Origin of the sequence: Dyadobacter chenhuakuii (assembly GCF_023821985.2) — a bacterium.
GTDB lineage: Bacteria > Bacteroidota > Bacteroidia > Cytophagales > Spirosomataceae > Dyadobacter > Dyadobacter chenhuakuii.
Genome location: NZ_CP098805.1, coordinates 5,144,037 through 5,162,013 on the forward strand (window position 1 = coordinate 5,144,037; position 17,977 = coordinate 5,162,013).

Consider the following 17,977-nt stretch of genomic DNA (forward strand, 5'->3'; position numbering starts at 1 on the left):
ACATTAGAACGGCAGCCCGACGGCAATATTCAGGATCAGGTTTTCCCGTCTCCACGCTTTGCTTCGGAAATTAACCTCGTTGAAAACCCAGGGATTTTTATAGGTAACTTCGCCTTCCGGTGTTTGAGAGGCAATTTCTTTGGTATACCAAGGCTTTCTGAATGGCGTAGCAATGTCTAATCTGAAAATCAGATAAGAGAAATCGAGTCGTAAACCAATCCCGCCGCCAACGGCGATTTGTTTCAAGAAGTCGCTGCTGATAAGCGCGCTGGAATCGTATCTTGCTCTTTCAGGACTACCGAATGACCAGATATTACCTGCGTCCATAAACACTGCTCCATTGATGATGTTGGTAAATTTCAGCCGAAGCTCGGAGTTGAACTCCATTCTTATATCTGCAAAATTCTGGTAACCAATTAAAGCAATTGTTGCTGTATCAGGTGTATAAGCGCCTGGCCCGAGCGCACGTGCACGGAAAGCCCTTATACCTGTGCTACCACCGCCAAAATACTGTTTGAATTGCGGCGTAGCCATATCTTTGGAATTGCCATACGGTTTAATTGCTCCTAACAAAAGCCGGTTAGCCCACTTGATTCCAGGTGTTATGGTGCGATAGTACCTGATGTCACCATCCAGCTTGACATATTGAAAGACAGGAACTTTCAAGAATTCTTTCGCATATATTTTCGCCGTATCATCCTTTGAATGTTTAGCTAAAAGGCTTAGCAGGTTACCACCGTAATCAATCCCACCTGTAAATGCGAATTGATTTCTTCCGAAGGGTTTAGGTTGCGGGCGATAAGATATGGTATAATTAGATCCTGCAATAAAATACTTTTGTTCGACCAAGTTCATTAACCTTTCGAAATCAATCGGATTTGTGTTGGGACTAAAGCCGATGGCTGCCAACTTTTCAGAATTAACCTTCCTGGGTTGAATATAGTTAATCGAAATCGGGGTTAATGTGTGTACAACCTCTGAATTTTTGCTCCAAATGTATGACCAGTCACCACGAATAGAGGTGGTTGTATAAAGTCCGCGTTGTACCCGGTTTTCATAATTTACTGAAAGCACAGTTTTAGGTAACGCTTGGCTTTTCTCCGGCCGTATTCTAACGAAAGGAATAATAAATCGTGGGAACGATAAGTCTGCACCTATACCGTAGCGAACGTATTCATTGCCAATCCGGTTAGGATTTGCTTCCCGGTTTCCTCCCAGTTGCACGTCAAATCCGAAAAATGCCTTTATAGCCAACATTTCCGCTCCTTTGAATGTATTTCTATTCCGCCAGGCCACATCCAGCTGGGAACCGCCCAGGTTGTTCGACTTCGTACTGGCGCTAATGGTCGTTTGCAATGCCTTTTTCTTCAATGGTTCCAAATCATAACGCACATCCAGCAATGCTGAATCGGATCTGGGGACAAGGTCGAATTGGTTTTTTACAAATTTGAAGTTTTGCAGGTTGACCAATCGTTGCAGGGATACATTATGCATTGTATTGGTATACATATTCCCTCTCCGGAAACCGATGGCGTCATAAAAGATTCGTTTTTTGTATAAATTCCCCGGGTCTTTGATGTTTAGCCCGCGGCGACGAGGTTCAGGAGCGGCTGTTGTGTCAGCGAGGAGACTTTCCTGGCTTCCTGTGTTAACATAAATTTTGTTTATAAAATATTGTTTCAACGACGTCTGCGCTGTTTGCGGTTTTACTTCCAGGAAGATGTTAACCTGCTGCGGTGCCAGTGTAGAATCCCTTTTTCCAATGGTGGAATCAACCTTGATGATCAGATAATCCGGGTTGAAGAAATAATAGCCCTTTCCTTTTAATTCCAGGTCAATCCGGCTTCTTTCTGTGGAGATCACCTCCAAACGAGGCGGTTCGCCTTTTTTCAAAAGGGTTTTTTGTTTGGCGATGATAAGATCACGGTTGAACAGCGAACTGTCCCGGACCACATAATTGATCTCATTCATTACATAACGAGGCATCACATAAGCGTCAAACTCGTAAATGGCCGTCCTGCGTTTTTCTTTCTTGCTTGGCACCAGCTTGCCGGTTGCCTTGGAGCGATAGTAGGCTTCATTATCCAGGTGAGAAACCATATTGGCTGCATTAATGTCGGCAACGCGCTGCGTAGCAAATTTGGGCTGCTCTCCAAGTTTGTTGCGAAACCAGCTGCGTAAGCCACCTTCATCTTTCGGTTCACCGATAAAATACCACCACCACACTTTCCAAGGGAAACCCAATAGCGTTTTATTAGGCGGCGGTTTCACAATTGCTTCCAGCTCTGATGCTATCCCCATAACACTGGGTTTAGTGATGGTATCCGCTTGCACCTTCACTTTACTACCTACATAGAGACTTTGGCCTTCGGGAATGTACTTATTCACTGAACAGCTGCTCAGTGTCACCAGAAGAACCAATATGCCTAATACACTATTTCTCATTTTTTTGCCTTTGGAAAAATTCACGCAGCAGGTCGTAATCTGCCGTTACAATAAAACTAACCCCCGTTTCAATAATGAAACCTTCCAAAATGGATTGATATTGGTTTTTTCGGAACGCCCGGAATAAGTAGCGGCCGTCTCTCGTGATCGCATAATCGAGCGCAATGTTGTCGAAAACCTCATTGGAAGCAGCGGAATTGCTCTGGCTTTCAATTTCAAAGTTTTTACCAACTGAAATTTTAAGGCGGTCATTTAGGAATGCTTTGCTCAAACCGAGGTTTAGGTCGGTGCGTGCGCCGGTTGTCTGGTCAGCCGTTGAGTTCACGCCGATATCCAAGTCCACGCCTTTTACCAGATCGGAGGCTAAGTTGTTTAGCTGATCGCTCAAAAGCTGGCTTACGCTCTGGCGGGCCACCGCTTCGGCGCTCGACCCAAGATTAAAACCAGGTGACGATTGGTCTGTGATAAATTTATTGGTGATCAAAAGCGCAAACGCCTGCTTATTCATTTCAGACGGATTGTTCTTCATTTCTTCCCAAAAAACCTGACTGGTAAGTTCGTTTGTTACTTGCTTGTCAATCGTTTCATCGGGCACAATGTTAAACGTGATGTTTGGTGTGGTCAGGTTTCCTGTAATGACCACCTGGACCTGAATAGGGACTTTGCTGGCACCCTGGAATTTCGAACTGATTGAGCCCGGATCGACCTCCACTGTGTAACCCGCCGTAATGTTCAATTGAGCGTTCATTACATCTCCTGTCCACAACAGGTTACTGCCTTTGATTATCTCAAATTTCCGTTTCAGAATCTGCAATGTCAGGTCATAGGAACCTTCGGTCACATCATAAGAACCGAGCATGAAAAGCTGCCCGTTTGGCGCAATACCCGTGTTGAGCTGGGCATTTCCTTTTAACCGGATGTTATCACCATTCAACTCATCAATCACAACCGTAAATTCCGACTTGTCATCAACGTCGATATCCAGGGAAATTTGGGACGCGAAATCAACGGTCGTCATTTTAGCGGCAGCTGAATCGGCAACTGCAACCTGGGTGGAATCGCTCATATCCACAAACTCAATGATGCCTTTTGACGCATCCCCTGCCTCTGTGGCTTCATTTGGAAGGACAAACGTAATGTCGCTGCCCGGATCCACTTTTATGCTGCCATCTATAACAGACTTGGTGCCTGTTCCCTTTACGCTTAAATCCGCATCAATATTTGCTTTCCCGAAAAACAGTTCATTCTGTTTCTGCGTAGAATTCAAAACATTGAAATTCTTTGCATCAATATTCAGGTTGTAACCCACGTCCGGAATGTTGGCAATGTTCACGTTCCCGTTGATCTTCATTTGCTGGTTGGTTGAATCAGCAATAGTGAAGTTATTAAAGTTGATGTTTTGCCCGTTAAACAGGATTTTTTGGTTGGCAAGCGAATATCGCGAGCCCAGTTGCGTTGCATTGAAAGCTACATCATTGAAGTTTATCGCTCCGTTCAGCTTAGGGCTGTCCGTGGCGCCTGTGATGGCAATATTCCCGGTCAAATTTCCGGTTGCTTTTTTCAATTCACCAAAACTGAATGCTTCGATCGTCTGGGCGCTGAGTTGTTTCAGGTCGAGCTTGAAATCCATCGGGCTTTCCGATTTCAGATTATAGCTTCCGTCCAGGGTCATGTTATTCTGCCCGTTAGTAAGCGACATATCCACCCGGATCAGGTTTTCAGTCTCGTTTGTCGATTTTAATGCGAGGTTACCAACCGGGATTTGCGTTACAGCAAGGCTGTCGATGGTCAGTTCGCCTGTGTAAACCGGCGCCTTCATATAATCACTCAAAAGGATTTTCCCATTCAGTATCCCTGTCGCCAATGTTGAGTCGCGCGTTGCGATGCCGATCATCGGACCGATAGAAATGTTTGCCAGCGCAATGTCCAGCGGACTGTTTGGTGCTTCGGATGTGGAGTTAATGGTTAGGGATTGATCTTTGCTTTTGATGACAAAGTTTTTGATATACAAACTATCCGGCGCGTAAGAAATATATCCGGCAGTGTCCGTTTCCCATTTTAAATAATTCAAAAGCAAACCTTCACGCAGGTTAAGTCTGTAACGGTTATCCGCAATAGCCAGGTCACCAAGGATCGCATGGCGTTCCGTATTTACCGAATCCCTTACTATGAAGTCGAATTTGACATTATTATCAACGATTTTGCTTTCTAATGATGCATTCTGGATCCTTAAACTTCCGGTGTTAACCAACCCAACATTGGCATTCAAAGCTGCATTTTCATTGGTATTACTAAAATCAACAGAAACCCGCTCTGTCTGAATGCTGTCGTAGTTCACCATTGGAATCGTCAGCCGAGCCACGATGGAAGAATCCTGCTGGTTATCCAGTTTGGCTTTAAACTGAATGTCATTCATTTCCTTCAGTGCCGGAACAAATGTGGTGATCAGCGGGTGATTCCGCAATGTTGCGTCAAGCGTGAAATTAACCGGCTTGGTAACCGGATTGTAAGTAATGTTTGGCGCTTTGAAATGTTTGCCAACTTCGGTCAGCAATGCATCCGCAATTTCGGTGTATACAAAATCACCCTTCATTTCTGCTTTCAGAAAAGGAGATTGAATTGTAGCCTGGCGCTGTCCGGATGAATCGGTCAATTGTACATTAACGGAATCCAGAGTAATCGGCCTGCGGTGATGTGTGAACGTAAAATCATTGATATCAATGGTTCCCAAAGGATTTTCGGGATTTGTGGATGGCATATCCACTTTAATATCTCCCTTGATCTGCAGCGAATCGGCGTAAAGGTTCAAAGCTGTCAAATCAAGCTTATCAATGGACACATCCGCCTTAACGGAAGGATATTCTTTGGAAAGGTCAGCTTGTGCGGTAAGGTCCACATCAATGTTCTGATCGTTCATCGATGCCTTCACATTCGCCATGCCGTTGTCGACATCACCTTTTAATGTCAGGTTGTTGTAAACGTATCCCTTAATGTCTGCGCTGGCCACAGTTCCGTCCAGCTGCGCCTTCATGGTTTTGGGTGCATAACCCACACCTGCCAGATCTGTCCTGAGCGTCAGCTTGCCCATTTCCTGGGGCGGCTGCTTCATCATTTTGCCCAGATCAAAATCATTGAACGCCAGCGTGCCGTTATACTGCGCCCTGATGCTGTCTGTAATGTTTTTAAGGTTACCGGAGAATGTTCCCGTTCCGAAAGAAGTGTTGATGGTGGTTGTCATCGTAATGTCCTCCATCGAACCTTTTACTTTCCCGGTGATCTTGATGTCTTCGGGAAGTTCGATGCTGGCTGGCACTGCGCTATCCGGCAGCATTTTCATCAAGTCACTTTTTGTAGAAGAAAGCTCATTGATCGTCATGTCCATCGCCAGCTTGTTCGCATCGGGCAAGCCCTTAATGCGCCCGTCAAGTGCCAGAACAGTTCCATCCAGCATACTGAAACGCGCTTTTGAAATAAGCATATCATCCACAGACCCGGTTACCAGACCAGATCCTTTCAGCATTCCGTTTGGTTCTTTGCTGAATGGCGGTGTTTTGGCAAGATCGGGCACCAGCAATAAGATATCCGCGAAAGCAACGCGGCTGTCGGTGAGCCGTAATTTAATTTTTACATTGGCAATGTCTTTCGCCAGTTCGTCAAGGTTTTTATATCGAAGGCTTAATTCGTCCCTGAGGAGCGTATTAGGTGTTTTTACATACAAATTGCGCAGGTAAGTTTCCTGAGCGCCATATTTGAAATTGGTCCTGAATTCCTGCAACTTAAATCCACTTTTTTCCTGGAAAGAACCCGATTTAAGCGAACCCGCAATGTTTTCAGGAGAGAAAATGAAATTTTGTAAATCTATATTCAGGTTTTTTACATCCAAATGCGCAAAATCCAGTCCTTTTGGTTGCGCAGGTGTGTTGAAATCGTCGTAACGCAGGTCGTTATTAACAAGCTTTATGTCGCCTACTTTAACATTCCAACCAGGCGTTGCCGGTTCTTCTGTGGTTGTATCTTTTTTTGCCTCTGCTTTTGCCTTTTTAGCAAACTCAGCATATAACGACATTTTTTCCAGATTCAGGTTGCGGACATCCACATATTGGCTTCCCATGTAAATGTTGTTCACATGTCCGTCCAGCTTGCCGACCGTAACGCCGTTTTTCAGGCCGCCTACCTCATCCTCAAAAAGCCATTTGAATTCTCTTATATCAATGTCCCCGACCTTAATGTCCAGGGAATCAGCCGGATCGGGAACAGTTTCGGGCGTAGTCTCGGTTTTTAAAGGTTGATACATTCTCAGCTTCACTTCACTGCCCAGCAATGCAAGTTTGGCGGGATGATATTGGGAAAGGGTAGGATTGAATTTGTCAAAACGGACGTGCGCTGAATCAATATTGGCCAATGCGTCCGTTCCGGTAACTGCGTCGCGGTAGGAAAGGCGCACATTTTTCAGTGAAATCTGGTCTAGCCTCATTTCCAGAGGACTGGAAGTTGTATCCTCCACGACCGTTGTATCGGCGCTGGCAAATGCATCAACAATAAACTGGAAGTTGAAAACGGTGTCGGGTAGAACCCTGGTAATGTTCGCATTAATCCCTTCAAGCTCAACTTTATTGATCCCGACATTGCCCTTAATGAGGCTGTACATGTCGAGATCAACATAAAGTCTTTTACCGGCAACCAATGTATCGCCTTGTTTATCTTCAAAGTAAACGCCCTCTAACAGGATCCAATCCGGGACGTCGAAGCGCACTTTTTCAATATTAACCTTTGTTTTGAGCTTCTTCCGAAGATATGAGTTGGCCTGATTTGTTAGGAAGTTTTGTCCAAAAGGCGTTTGAATACCCCAAATCAAAACACCAACCAGGATCAATATCGCCAGAATAACAATTGCAAATACTTTTAGTGCTTTCTTCATTCTCTTCTGTTATGCCCGGCCCATATCGGGCCCGGGTGAGCTAAGTAACGGTGTGCTATAAAATTCAAGCCAGCACCAGGGTTATCGTCTAAATAATTCCGGGCTAACCTGTCCATTAATGGTGGCAGATGAAACGATAGTGACCGGCTTTTTGTCTAAACTGTTGATTTCGACCAGTTTTGTAGGATAAGAGATCCCGTAAGCCGATTTGGAATAATTGGACAAATCAGTGGTTGTTTCCACACCCGCCAGGTTTTTCCGCACACGTTGCAAAAGCCCTGTTTTCGAATCAAAATATAGATTATATTTCACACCTTTACCCTGCAATTCCACTTGTGTAACCGGAATGCTGTTCAATGTTTCAATGCCCACAGTTGTGGCGATCAGGCCTCTGTTTTTATAATCTACAAATGGCGCAAGCAGTTCATACATTTCCCAGCGCATGTTTTGCTGTTCCGCCTGGCTAAGGTCTTTTACATCCGTTCTTTGTCCGATCGGCACCTTGATCCAGCCTTCATTCCCCTTTACAGTATAAACGAAGCTGCGTTTCATGATGGTTTTTGATTTGCTGATAGACTGGTCCGGAATAGAAACTGTCACATTCGCATCATAGGGAGCCGCTGAGGCTGCAGTATAGCTTCTTTTCAGATTGAGTGTCTTCACACCGTCCCACAGGGCTTTCCCGCCGGTGGCTTTATAAAACTTGGAAAAAACGGAATCGGCGGGCACCTGCTGTCCAAAGGATAGGAAGGAGATCAGCAGCAGTGCAGATAGCATGTTCAATGATTTTTTCATGTCAATGTTTGTTTTGTATGAATAACGTGTCACAAGTCCGACTTGGGAAAAACAATATGCTTTTCGTTATGTTAGATCAGGTAAAGCGTCCGGGGTTTAATTAAAGGAATTTATTTCACTACTGCACCGGGTTATTTGCAAAAACCATTCCATTCTCAGCAATTACAACGGATCAATGTCATTTGTTGAGAGAATAACCATTTCATCTAACAACTCAGGCATAAAATGCAAAAAGGGAAGAGTTGCCCGCTCTTCCCTTTTTGCTATCTGGTTATCATGTTAATCAGGCGTCATCGCCTCCGTTTGCAGAAATTTTACCAAACCTGTATTGGAAAGTCAGGTTAACGAGGCGGTTGGTTTGCTGCCAGAGCGAGTTTTGTGAATACGTGGCGGTGTTAAGCTGGCTTTTGTAAGCTCTTGACAAAAATATGTCCTGTACATTAAATGAAATTGTTGCCTTTTTTTCCAAAAGCTCCTTGCGAATACCCATGTTGGCGACAAATACACCTTCACGCGTTCCTTGCGCAATTGCTCGTGGTCCTTCATAATTAATGTAAGCCGATGCGCGGAGATCTGCCGGAAGCGTCACGAATGCGTTCAGGTTGCCCGAGTAACTCCAAGTTCTGTTGTCAATTTGCGCGACCTGGGAAACGACTTCGCTGCGGTATATCCTGCCGCTGCCATTGATTTTCAGGATTTCAAAAATGGTTTGAGAAAAATCAGTTTCCAGCCCGTAAGAAAGCTCGCGGCCTACATTGCCAAATTGCGTCAGAGAAATGCCGGTCTCGTCAATGGTCCTGATGCGGGTGATCGCATTGTTGGAATAATCCATGAACAGCGAAGGTCCCCAGCCGCCAGTTGCTTCGTAATTGGAATAACCCATTTCTGCTTTATGCGTAAACTCAGGTTTCAACGCCGGGTTACCAGATTGAATGTTTCTTGGATCCGAAACGTCCGTGTAAGGATTAAGCCAATCTGCTTCCGGACGCTGTACGCGACGGCTGTAATTCAGCTTCAACTGCGCCGATTCGCCAAGCTTTCTTGTTAGTGCGAGACTTGGTACAAGTGTCAGGAAATGGACGCTGAATGCACGGTTAATGCTGATTTGGTTGATGTCCTGGTTGTAATCCGTCACCCGCAGTCCGGCGCGCATGCCCCAAAGATCTGTTTTTTGTGAAAAGGTCATAAAACCTGTGTAAGTCGCGTCCTTGTAGCCAAACACGTTGCTGATGTTGGGATCAAAAACGAAGCTTCCCGTTTCCTTTGACATATTGTAAAAGGAATTGGTGTTGTCGTTCGCGCTCATCCTTGACCGCAAACCCACTTCCAATGTTGCCTTTTTGGTAATTGGCCAGGTGTAATCCGAGTTCAGGAACAATGAATGACGTTTGTTGTCACGAAGGTTCTGCTGATTACGCATTAAACTATCGATATCACTTTCCTGATTGTAATACGATTCCCCGTCCGATTCTCCCAGCGAATAGCTGGTTGTGAATGTCAGCTGATGATCCTTTTCATCGAACTTCTTGCGGTAGTCGAAACTGAAATTCAAATTTTCGCCATTTCCTTTGCTGTTGTTCAGGCGTTTGAAAACTTCCGCTGCATTACCCGACGAAAAAGTTGTTTCGTTTAGCAAATTGCTGCTATTACGGCTCTGGTCGCGGGAGTAATTCACGCCCAGCTCCATGGAATTTTTATCATTGAAATCATAATTCACACCAATGCGGCCAAATGCATTTTTACCCTTGTTACGGCCTGTTCCTGTTTGTTCAAGATGCGAAGTGTTGTCGGAGATGAAGTTATCGCGGCTCAGGTTTCTTTTCCAGGTCATATTCCTGGTTTGTCCGCTTAATGATGCATTTAAGCCAAGTTTCCCCAGGCGATAGCTCAGGTTACCGGATGCATTATTGTTGTTTCTATTGCCAAGGCTTGCGCGCAAGCCGCCATTTGTGCCCCTTATTTTTGTCTTTTTTGTAATAATATCAATAACTCCAGACGCGCCTTCGCCCTCGTATTTTGCGGATGGCGTTGTCATTACGTCAATGCGTTCGATGAGGTTTGCCGGGAAAGATTGCAGAATGGTAGGAAGGTCGCTGCCATATAGGTTTGAAGGTTTGCCGTCGATCAGCACCACCACATTTCCTTTACCCCGTACTTGCGGATTTCCGTTTTCGTCCAGTGAAACCGCAGGCACTTTTTCGAGCAGGTCACTTACATTGTTGCTGGTTGCCAGCATATCCTTGCCAATGTTGACGATCTTCTTGTCGATGTCATCCACGATCATGCTCTTTTCCCCTTTCACAATCACCTCATTCAGCTTTTGTGCAGCCGGCAGAATGGTTACATTACCCAGGTCGAGCAGGTTAGCTTCTGCCGAAACGTTGATATTGGGGACAAATAGTGTTTGGTAACCCATATTGGTCACCCGCAAAACATATTTCCCAGGTGTCACATTAGCGATTGTAAAAACGCCGTTTTCATCCGCAACGCTCCCGCCGACCAGCGCCGAGTCTTTCGACATAAGCAGCGCAACCGTCGCAAAGCTGACGCCCGCATTGCTTGGGGATTCGATAATTTTCCCCACCAGTTTGCCACCGTCTACGTACACGTTTTTTGAACCAATAATAGGATTCGCAGTGACATTAGCCGAAGTAAAGGGGGAAAGATTTATTAATAACAGAGCGAGGAAATGAAGAAACGGAGTTCTTTTCACGGGTATAGGTTTTAGATTTTTATTAGGAGTTAAGTTATTTAAAAGGTCAACGAGGCGTGTGTTTTGGATAAAACCGGGTTCACGAAAAGTTAACCGGTCCATCCAGGCAGGAACATTTGTAACGCGCGCCTTATCTGATTAATTACATAAAATTATAAAAAAATTAAGAATACTATAGGTTCGGCGTTTGAGAGTTGGCTATTGCTAGTTTGTTATAGAAATTAATGTTTCGATCTTTACCTAATCAAATTCAACATCAGCACTATGAACGTACAATTTGTATCAAACTCGAAAGGTAAGGTCACCGCTGTCCAGCTACCACTGAAGGACTGGCAAGAGGTTGAGCGCAAGCTTGAAGCTTTTGAAATAGCCTCTAGCATTAAAACTGGATTTGAAGAGGCAAAGCAAATCGAGAATGGCAAATTGAAAGCCACAACATTAGATGAATTCCTCAATGGGCTATGAGATCATTGCAACCCCACATTTTCAAAAGGATTTCAAAAAACTGTTAAAAAAGTACCCTTCGATACAGTCTGACATCGTAGCGTTATCAGAAACGCTTCTTAGCAATCCAACAGCAGGCAATGAGGTTTTCAAGAATTGTTACAAGCTCCGTTTCGCCATCAAGAGCAAAGGGAAGGGAAAAAGCGGAGGCGGGAGACTGATTACTTACGTTAAAATTACCAGTCAGCGCATCTACTTACTGACTATCTTCGACAAATCCGAAAAAGAAAATGTAACGGACGCTTACGTGAAACAGCTGTTAAAGGAATTACTTGTGCTATGATATCACTATTTACTATAGGACAGATGGAAAAGAAAAGAGTAATCACTTTCTATAATGATAAAAGCGAACCTTATTTCCAGGCGATGCTTGATGGTATGAAAGAGAGTCCGGCACAGCGGTTTGTAACTTTTTTTGAAAATAAAACAAAAATGGATGAGTTTTTAGGATTGGTCAAACCCAAAGGAGCTCCCCGCACACTCACAATAAAAAAACCCGAATGGATTTAGTTCATAAATAAAAATCCTGCAACCGACTGAGGCTTCTTCTGAAAGATCATATTTTTGCAGGATGTATAAAATTCTTATTTCCCCTATACTTTTCCTGTTCGATGCTGAACGCATCCATTATTTTGTCTGCGAACTGCTGCGGTTCGCTTTTAGAATCCCTTTTGGACCCCAAATTTTAAGATCACTTTATACTTTCGATCACCCCGACCTGATTCAGGAAGTGGCCGGACTGAAATTTCGTAACCCGGTGGGATTAGCGGCCGGTTTTGACAAAAACGCGGAAATGGTCGACGAGCTGGAAGCATTAGGCTTTGGTTTTATTGAAATCGGAACGGTTACGCCGCGGCCTCAGCCTGGAAATGAGAAGCCAAGATTATTCAGGCTAAAAAAAGATAAAGCGCTCATTAACAGGATGGGTTTCAATAACAAAGGTGCCGCAGTTGCTGCTGCCAAGCTCGCAAACCGCAAATCAAAGATCCTGGTAGGAGGAAATATCGGAAAAAATAAAGATACCCCGAACGAGCAGGCGCTGGATGATTACCTGATCTGTTTCAGACAATTGTTTGATGTGGTAGACTATTTTGTAGTCAATGTAAGCTCGCCCAATACGCCAGGGCTCCGCGACTTGCAGGAAAAGGGGCCGCTTACTGAGCTGCTCCGCGAACTCCAAAAAAAGAACACTGAAAAATTTAATCCCAAACCTATATTTTTAAAGATTGCACCTGACCTGACGTTTAGCCAGCTCGATGATATTATTGACATTGTAAAAGAAACCGGCATCGCGGGCGTTATCGCTACCAACACCACGATCAGCCGTGCGGACCTGCGCACAAGTCAGGCGGAAATTGCAAATGCAGGAGCAGGCGGGTTAAGCGGAGCGCCGCTTGCACACCGTGCGACGGAAGTAATTCGTTACATTTGTGATAAGTCGAATCACGCATTTCCGGTTATTGGGGTAGGAGGGATCGGCTCGGCGCAGGACGCCATCGATAAGAAAAATGCAGGGGCAAGCCTGTTGCAGCTTTACACAGGCTTTATTTATGAAGGGCCCGGTTTGGTGAAAAGCATTTGCAAATCGCTGGTCAGAAGATAAGAGTTGATACACGCATCCCAAGAATTGAAGATAAATGTCAGTAAATAAGCTAAGGGGAAATACTCAGCGCCCGAAAACAACAGAAGAAACATCCAGTCCAGGCTTTCGCATATCGTTAGATTGGAACCATATTTTTTCCAATCCAAAGAATATTTTGGCCTGGGGCACCTTTTTCATCGTGCTGGGGCTGATCATGGAAATTTCTTTCCTTTCATACATTATCACCGGCCTTTCGGACCAGAGCGTGATCGATGGCCTCGGCCATGAATCCATCCGCGACGCAGGGCGCCAGACGCGCAACTTTTTTGGCGTGCTTGGAGCAGTTGTCTCTCATTTTTTCGTGTACAGATGGTTTGGCGTAGGCGCACTTTTGCTTCCGCTTGTGCCATTCATTGCAGGCTGGAAAATGGCTTTTGGAAAGGAACTTTTATCATTGACCCGAACCACTAAGGAAGTGATTTTCTTTACATTATGGCTGAGTGTCATGATGGGCTATGTGGTGCTGATGAGCGATAAGGAAAACACATTAAGCTTTGTTTCGGGCGGCATAGGTTACACAATTAACGTCGTGCTCTTCGACTGGCTGAAATGGGGAAGTGTTATCCCGATCATTTTCGCCATGTTCGTTTTCGCTGTTTTCTTTTACGATGCGAAATCAGCCTATGAAGCCTGGCAGTTGAAAAATGCAAGACCGGACATTGTGCCCGAGGCGAAAGAAAATAATGTAGCACCCGGATCGGAGGAAAAGGTTGTGGCTGAAGAAAGAACTTTTACTTCCGTTGTCAATGATACATATGACGATGAAGAATTTGAGGAAAAAGAGCCTGTAAAAGAGACGGTTGAGTTGGAAACGGTTTCAAAAGTCGAGGTTGTTCCTGATGTTGCCCCCATTATCATTCCGGTTGCGCCTGTCGCTCCTGTGGCGCCGGCGCCGGTTGCTCCGCTGAAACTCGAACTTGAAGTGGAAGACACGACGGATCATTCCAATGGACAGGCAGAGGAAGCGTTTGAAGATGAGGACATTAATGCGACGGTTCTGCGCGAATTCGGTCAGTATGATCCGATGCTCGATCTGCCGACTTATCAGTTTCCAAGCATAGGATTGCTGAATGATGCGGTGGATAACCAGCATGAAAAAGTAAGTCAGGAAGAGCTGGAAAGTAATAAAACGAGGATTGTTGATACGCTAGGAAGTTACGGGATCAACATTTCGAAGATTAAAGCTACAATTGGGCCGACTGTAACATTATACGAAATCATTCCGGAAGCCGGGGTCAGGATTTCTAAAATCAAGAACCTGGAAGGCGACATTGCTTTGAGCCTTGCGGCGCTTGGGATCAGGATCATTGCTCCTATGCCCGGCCGGGGAACCATTGGGATTGAAGTGCCTAACAAGAACAGGGAGACTGTTTTTATCCGTTCGGTCTTGTCCAGCGACAAATTCATGAAGGCGAATTACGATTTGCCGATTGTGCTGGGTAAAACCATTTCCAACGATATCCACATCGTCGATCTGGCGAAAATGCCTCACTTACTGATGGCCGGAGCAACCGGACAAGGAAAGTCTGTGGGATTGAATGTGATCCTTGCTTCGCTGATTTATAAAAAGCATCCTGCCGAGTTGAAATTTGTGCTTGTGGATCCCAAGAAGGTTGAATTAACATTATTCAACAAGCTGGAAAGACATTTCCTGGCAAAGCTGCCTAATGCGGAAGAAGCGATCATTACCGATACCAAAAAGGTTATTTTTACATTGAATTCATTATGTATAGAAATGGATTCGCGTTACGATCTGCTCAAAGAAGCATCTGTTCGTAACCTCAAAGAATACAATGCAAAATTTGCCCAAAGGCGTTTAAATCCTGAAAAAGGCCATCGCTTCCTGCCTTACATTGTCCTGGTTATCGATGAGCTTGCCGACTTGATGATGACAGCTGGTAAGGAGGTAGAAACGCCGATTGCCCGACTTGCACAGCTTGCCCGTGCGGTGGGAATTCACCTGGTTGTTGCTACGCAACGTCCTTCTGTTAAGGTTATTACCGGTCTGATTAAGGCCAACTTCCCCGCACGTTTATCATTCCGCGTAACGTCCAGCATCGACTCCCGCACCATTCTTGATATGGGTGGCGCCGAACAGCTCGTGGGACAGGGTGATATGCTGCTGGCGATCAACTCGGAAGTGATCCGTTTACAATGTCCGTTTATCGATACGAGGGAAATTGAAGACGTCTGCGAATTTATCGGCGCACAGCGAGGCTACGATGATGCTTATGCATTGCCGGAATATGAAGGCGAAGATGCAGCCGAAGGCAAAGCCGACCTTAATCCCGACGATTTTGACGGATTACTGCCAGACGCCGCCAGGCTTATTGTCACACACCAGCAGGGGAGCACGTCGTTGATCCAGCGCAAAATGAAGCTCGGCTACAACCGCGCAGGCAGGATCATGGACCAGCTCGAATTACTGGGTGTAGTCGGTCCGTTCACCGGAAGCAAGGCGCGCGACGTCATGTTCCACGATCTGAGCGGCCTGGAAGAACATCTTCGTGTGAGAGGCTTACTCTAGCCCGTTAAACCATCCTCATTGCAATTGGTCTAAAATTTGTAACAGGACTGTTTTACACCATTTTATTTAACATACTAAGAACCAAACCTTTTAATATGAAAAGTTTCAGAATAAGCGCTTATTTCTTTGCAGCAATGGTTATCTCGGGCTTGTCAGCAACATCGGCAAATGCACAGGGAGACAAAAAATCGTCGGCCATTCTGGAAGCAATGAGCAGTAAATATCAGAAGATCAAATCCTTCAAAGCAATGTTCACTTACACACCGGAAGGTGGCAAGCCGCTGAAAGGGGAAGCGACGGTGAAAGGGACAAAGTTCAGATTGAAAATGGCTGGCCAGGAGATTTTCAATGATGGAAAGCTGATGGCCACTTACATTAAAGAAACCAATGAAGTGAATCTTCAGGATTTTGATCCGACAGCCACCGGCGACCTGGATCCGACTAAAATTTACACGGCATATAAAAAGGGATTTAAATATGCTTTCTTGAAAGAACAAAAAGCAGGCGCCAAAACGCTGGAAGTGGTGGAATTAACCCCTACCAAGACAGAAAGCCAGGTGAATAAGGTGCAGATTGCAGTAAATAAGGCAGATAAGTCTATCAGCAGCTGGACGATTTTCCAGAAAAATGGTCAGGAAGTCACTTATACATTGAATGATTTCAAGCCGGACGTGACAGTTGCCGACAGTTATTTCGCATTTAATGCAAAACAATATCCCGGAGTCGAAGTTGTCGATTTAAGATAAGTTTGTCAATACTACAAAGCAAGGCGGCGGAATCATTTGATTCCGCCGCCTTTTTCATTTATAAGCAAATTGTGCACTGATTATCAGTTAACAGCCTGATGCAAATCTCTGTATTTTTTGATCAGGTTGTGTGACTCCAGCAACTCCGCTTTCTGGTTGGCAATGATCTGTCTGATATTTACGGGCAGATCCGTGTCTGTTGCTAATGCGTCGTCATATGCTTCCTGGGCAGCATCTTCGCCATACTCGCAGCTTTCAAGAACCGAAGTCCGGTCATGGCCTGTGAATGTTGCTTTGATATCCATCCATACTCTGTATATTTTTCCTGAATTTGTGGTGCCTGTTGCCACTTCCCCGCCCAGCGATCTGATCTCGGCACTCAGCTCATCTATATTCTGACGGCTTTCGTTCGCCATCTTTTGAAATATCCCTCTCAGGTCAAGGTCGATGTCCTCAACTTCGTCAACTGCTTTTTCGTAACCGTCGATACGGTCGTTGTTAATTTTTATCAGGTCGTTCAGTACTTCAACAAGATTTTCATTGGTTTCCATAACTAAGCTATTTTAAGTTTGTGATAAGTATCTTTCCGTATTTGAAACGAACCTTAAAAATGCTGTGCCATGTATCCGTTGTATACTATAAATGCGCTTAACCTGTATATGACAGGGAATCAAAAAACGTATATGTAGCCCTTTTTGCACGAGTCAGAGTAAAAAGCCCACCTTGATCCCTCCCCAGCGATGGTCCATTCCTGTTTGAAATTCCTTGGTCAGGAATGATTGATAGTATTCAAGGTAAATGCGCCAGCATTGGATTACTAAGCCAAAATTATCCTGAAAAGTCACGCGGTTCATTTGCGAACCTTTTAATGTATAGGGGTTGTGCGAAGAGAACAAGCCGCCCTGCAATGTTGCGTCATAGGCATTGAAGCCGATCAATGGCTGATTGTAAATGTAAAATTGCAAGTTCCGGGCCAATTGCACAGGCGCGTCTTTGAATGGTGAGTCGAATTTTCCAAGTCGCAAAGTGAATCCGGCCTGCGCTTTATTATTTAATGTCCCGATCTGCACTTGCGTTTCCGTATTCAAAGCAACGGCGTTTTTGAAATTAAATACCTGCTTTTGAAACTGAATCTCGTAATTAAGCACCATATCGTTTTTGATCTGATATTGCCAGCCTTTGGGATCGCGGTCACCTGTCCATGAATGTATTTTCTGCTGCATTTTTCCTGCAAAGGCTGCTGGCCCGATCATCCCCGTACTAAGAATAGCCACCATACGCGTTTTACTGGCGGTGTCTACTGAGATGCGGAAAGATTTGAGCATTATTGCTCCTGCAAACGGACGGTCATTGTATAAAATTGCATCGCTCGAAATGCTTGTTGGCGTAAAGCCATAATGTTCAAAAGCCAGCCCATAATGTGTGGACCGGCCTTTTTGAAGTAAAAGTTTGTTGAGTGGATTCTTGCTTAACCCTGGTGTGACAACTTCAAAGCTGTAACCCTGCGTGTAATAATAATCGCTTTTGGCAAAGAAATCATTGTCATAATGCAGCCGGACGTATTTATCGCCTGCTACATTCCGGAACGAGGCCGTTTGATCAATGCGCTGGGCTGAGCCGGGTTTTGGAATAAAAAAAGAGGCAAGAATAAATATTTTGAAATATCGCATCATGCCTCATATACGCT

Annotated in this window: 12 protein-coding genes; 6 read left to right on the forward strand and 6 right to left on the reverse strand. The window is 44.9% G+C overall.

Going from position 1 to position 17,977, the window contains the following annotated elements:
• Positions 1-3: 3 nt before the first annotated feature.
• From tamL to NFI80_RS21500, 4 genes are all read right to left on the reverse strand, one after another.
• A complete protein-coding gene (tamL, locus tag NFI80_RS21485; RefSeq protein WP_233797534.1) occupies positions 4-2,445 on the reverse strand; it encodes a translocation and assembly module lipoprotein TamL in 2,442 nt (813 codons plus the stop codon).
• Complete coding sequence (locus tag NFI80_RS21490; RefSeq protein ID WP_235166288.1) at positions 2,435-7,363, reverse strand: translocation/assembly module TamB domain-containing protein; 4,929 nt, start codon at positions 7,361-7,363, stop codon at positions 2,435-2,437. The genes tamL and NFI80_RS21490 overlap by 11 nt, the downstream gene beginning before the upstream one ends.
• 81 nt (positions 7,364-7,444) lie before the next feature.
• The gene (locus NFI80_RS21495; protein WP_235166289.1) at positions 7,445-8,158 is read right to left on the reverse strand and encodes a hypothetical protein; all 714 of its coding nucleotides are present in this window, start codon (positions 8,156-8,158) and stop codon (positions 7,445-7,447) included.
• A 283-nt stretch (positions 8,159-8,441) separates the two neighbouring features.
• A complete protein-coding gene (locus tag NFI80_RS21500; RefSeq protein ID WP_235166290.1) occupies positions 8,442-10,871 on the reverse strand; it encodes a TonB-dependent receptor in 2,430 nt (809 codons plus the stop codon).
• A gap of 264 nt (positions 10,872-11,135) precedes the next feature.
• On the opposite strand from NFI80_RS21500, the gene NFI80_RS21505 reads away from it, so the two are divergent.
• From NFI80_RS21505 to lolA1, 6 genes are all read left to right on the forward strand, one after another.
• A complete protein-coding gene (locus NFI80_RS21505) occupies positions 11,136-11,336 on the forward strand; it encodes a hypothetical protein (protein ID WP_233797530.1) in 201 nt (66 codons plus the stop codon).
• Positions 11,314-11,658, forward strand: a complete 345-nt coding sequence (locus tag NFI80_RS21510; RefSeq protein WP_235166291.1) for a type II toxin-antitoxin system RelE family toxin — start codon at positions 11,314-11,316, stop codon at positions 11,656-11,658. Before NFI80_RS21505 ends, NFI80_RS21510 begins: the two co-directional genes overlap by 23 nt.
• Before the next feature lie 23 nt (positions 11,659-11,681).
• Positions 11,682-11,885 carry a hypothetical protein gene (locus NFI80_RS21515; protein ID WP_233797528.1) on the forward strand — a complete coding sequence of 68 codons (204 nt, stop codon included), beginning with the start codon at positions 11,682-11,684 and terminating at the stop codon, positions 11,883-11,885.
• A gap of 61 nt (positions 11,886-11,946) precedes the next feature.
• The gene (locus tag NFI80_RS21520; RefSeq protein WP_235166292.1) at positions 11,947-12,978 is read left to right on the forward strand and encodes a quinone-dependent dihydroorotate dehydrogenase; all 1,032 of its coding nucleotides are present in this window, start codon (positions 11,947-11,949) and stop codon (positions 12,976-12,978) included.
• Between the two features lie 34 nt (positions 12,979-13,012).
• Positions 13,013-15,544 (forward strand): FtsK/SpoIIIE family DNA translocase, encoded by a 2,532-nt coding sequence (locus NFI80_RS21525; protein ID WP_235166293.1) that lies wholly within the window; start codon positions 13,013-13,015, stop codon positions 15,542-15,544.
• Between the two features lie 95 nt (positions 15,545-15,639).
• Positions 15,640-16,290 (forward strand): outer membrane lipoprotein periplasmic chaperone LolA1, encoded by a 651-nt coding sequence (lolA1, locus tag NFI80_RS21530; protein ID WP_310587951.1) that lies wholly within the window; start codon positions 15,640-15,642, stop codon positions 16,288-16,290.
• Positions 16,291-16,373: 83 nt separating this feature from the next.
• On the opposite strand, the gene NFI80_RS21535 is transcribed toward lolA1, so the two are convergent.
• Both NFI80_RS21535 and NFI80_RS21540 read right to left on the reverse strand, forming a co-directional pair.
• Positions 16,374-16,841, reverse strand: a complete 468-nt coding sequence (locus NFI80_RS21535; protein ID WP_233797525.1) for a ferritin-like domain-containing protein — start codon at positions 16,839-16,841, stop codon at positions 16,374-16,376.
• A gap of 153 nt (positions 16,842-16,994) precedes the next feature.
• The gene (locus NFI80_RS21540) at positions 16,995-17,963 is read right to left on the reverse strand and encodes a lipid A deacylase LpxR family protein (RefSeq protein ID WP_235166294.1); all 969 of its coding nucleotides are present in this window, start codon (positions 17,961-17,963) and stop codon (positions 16,995-16,997) included.
• Between the last annotated feature and the right edge of the window lie 14 nt (positions 17,964-17,977).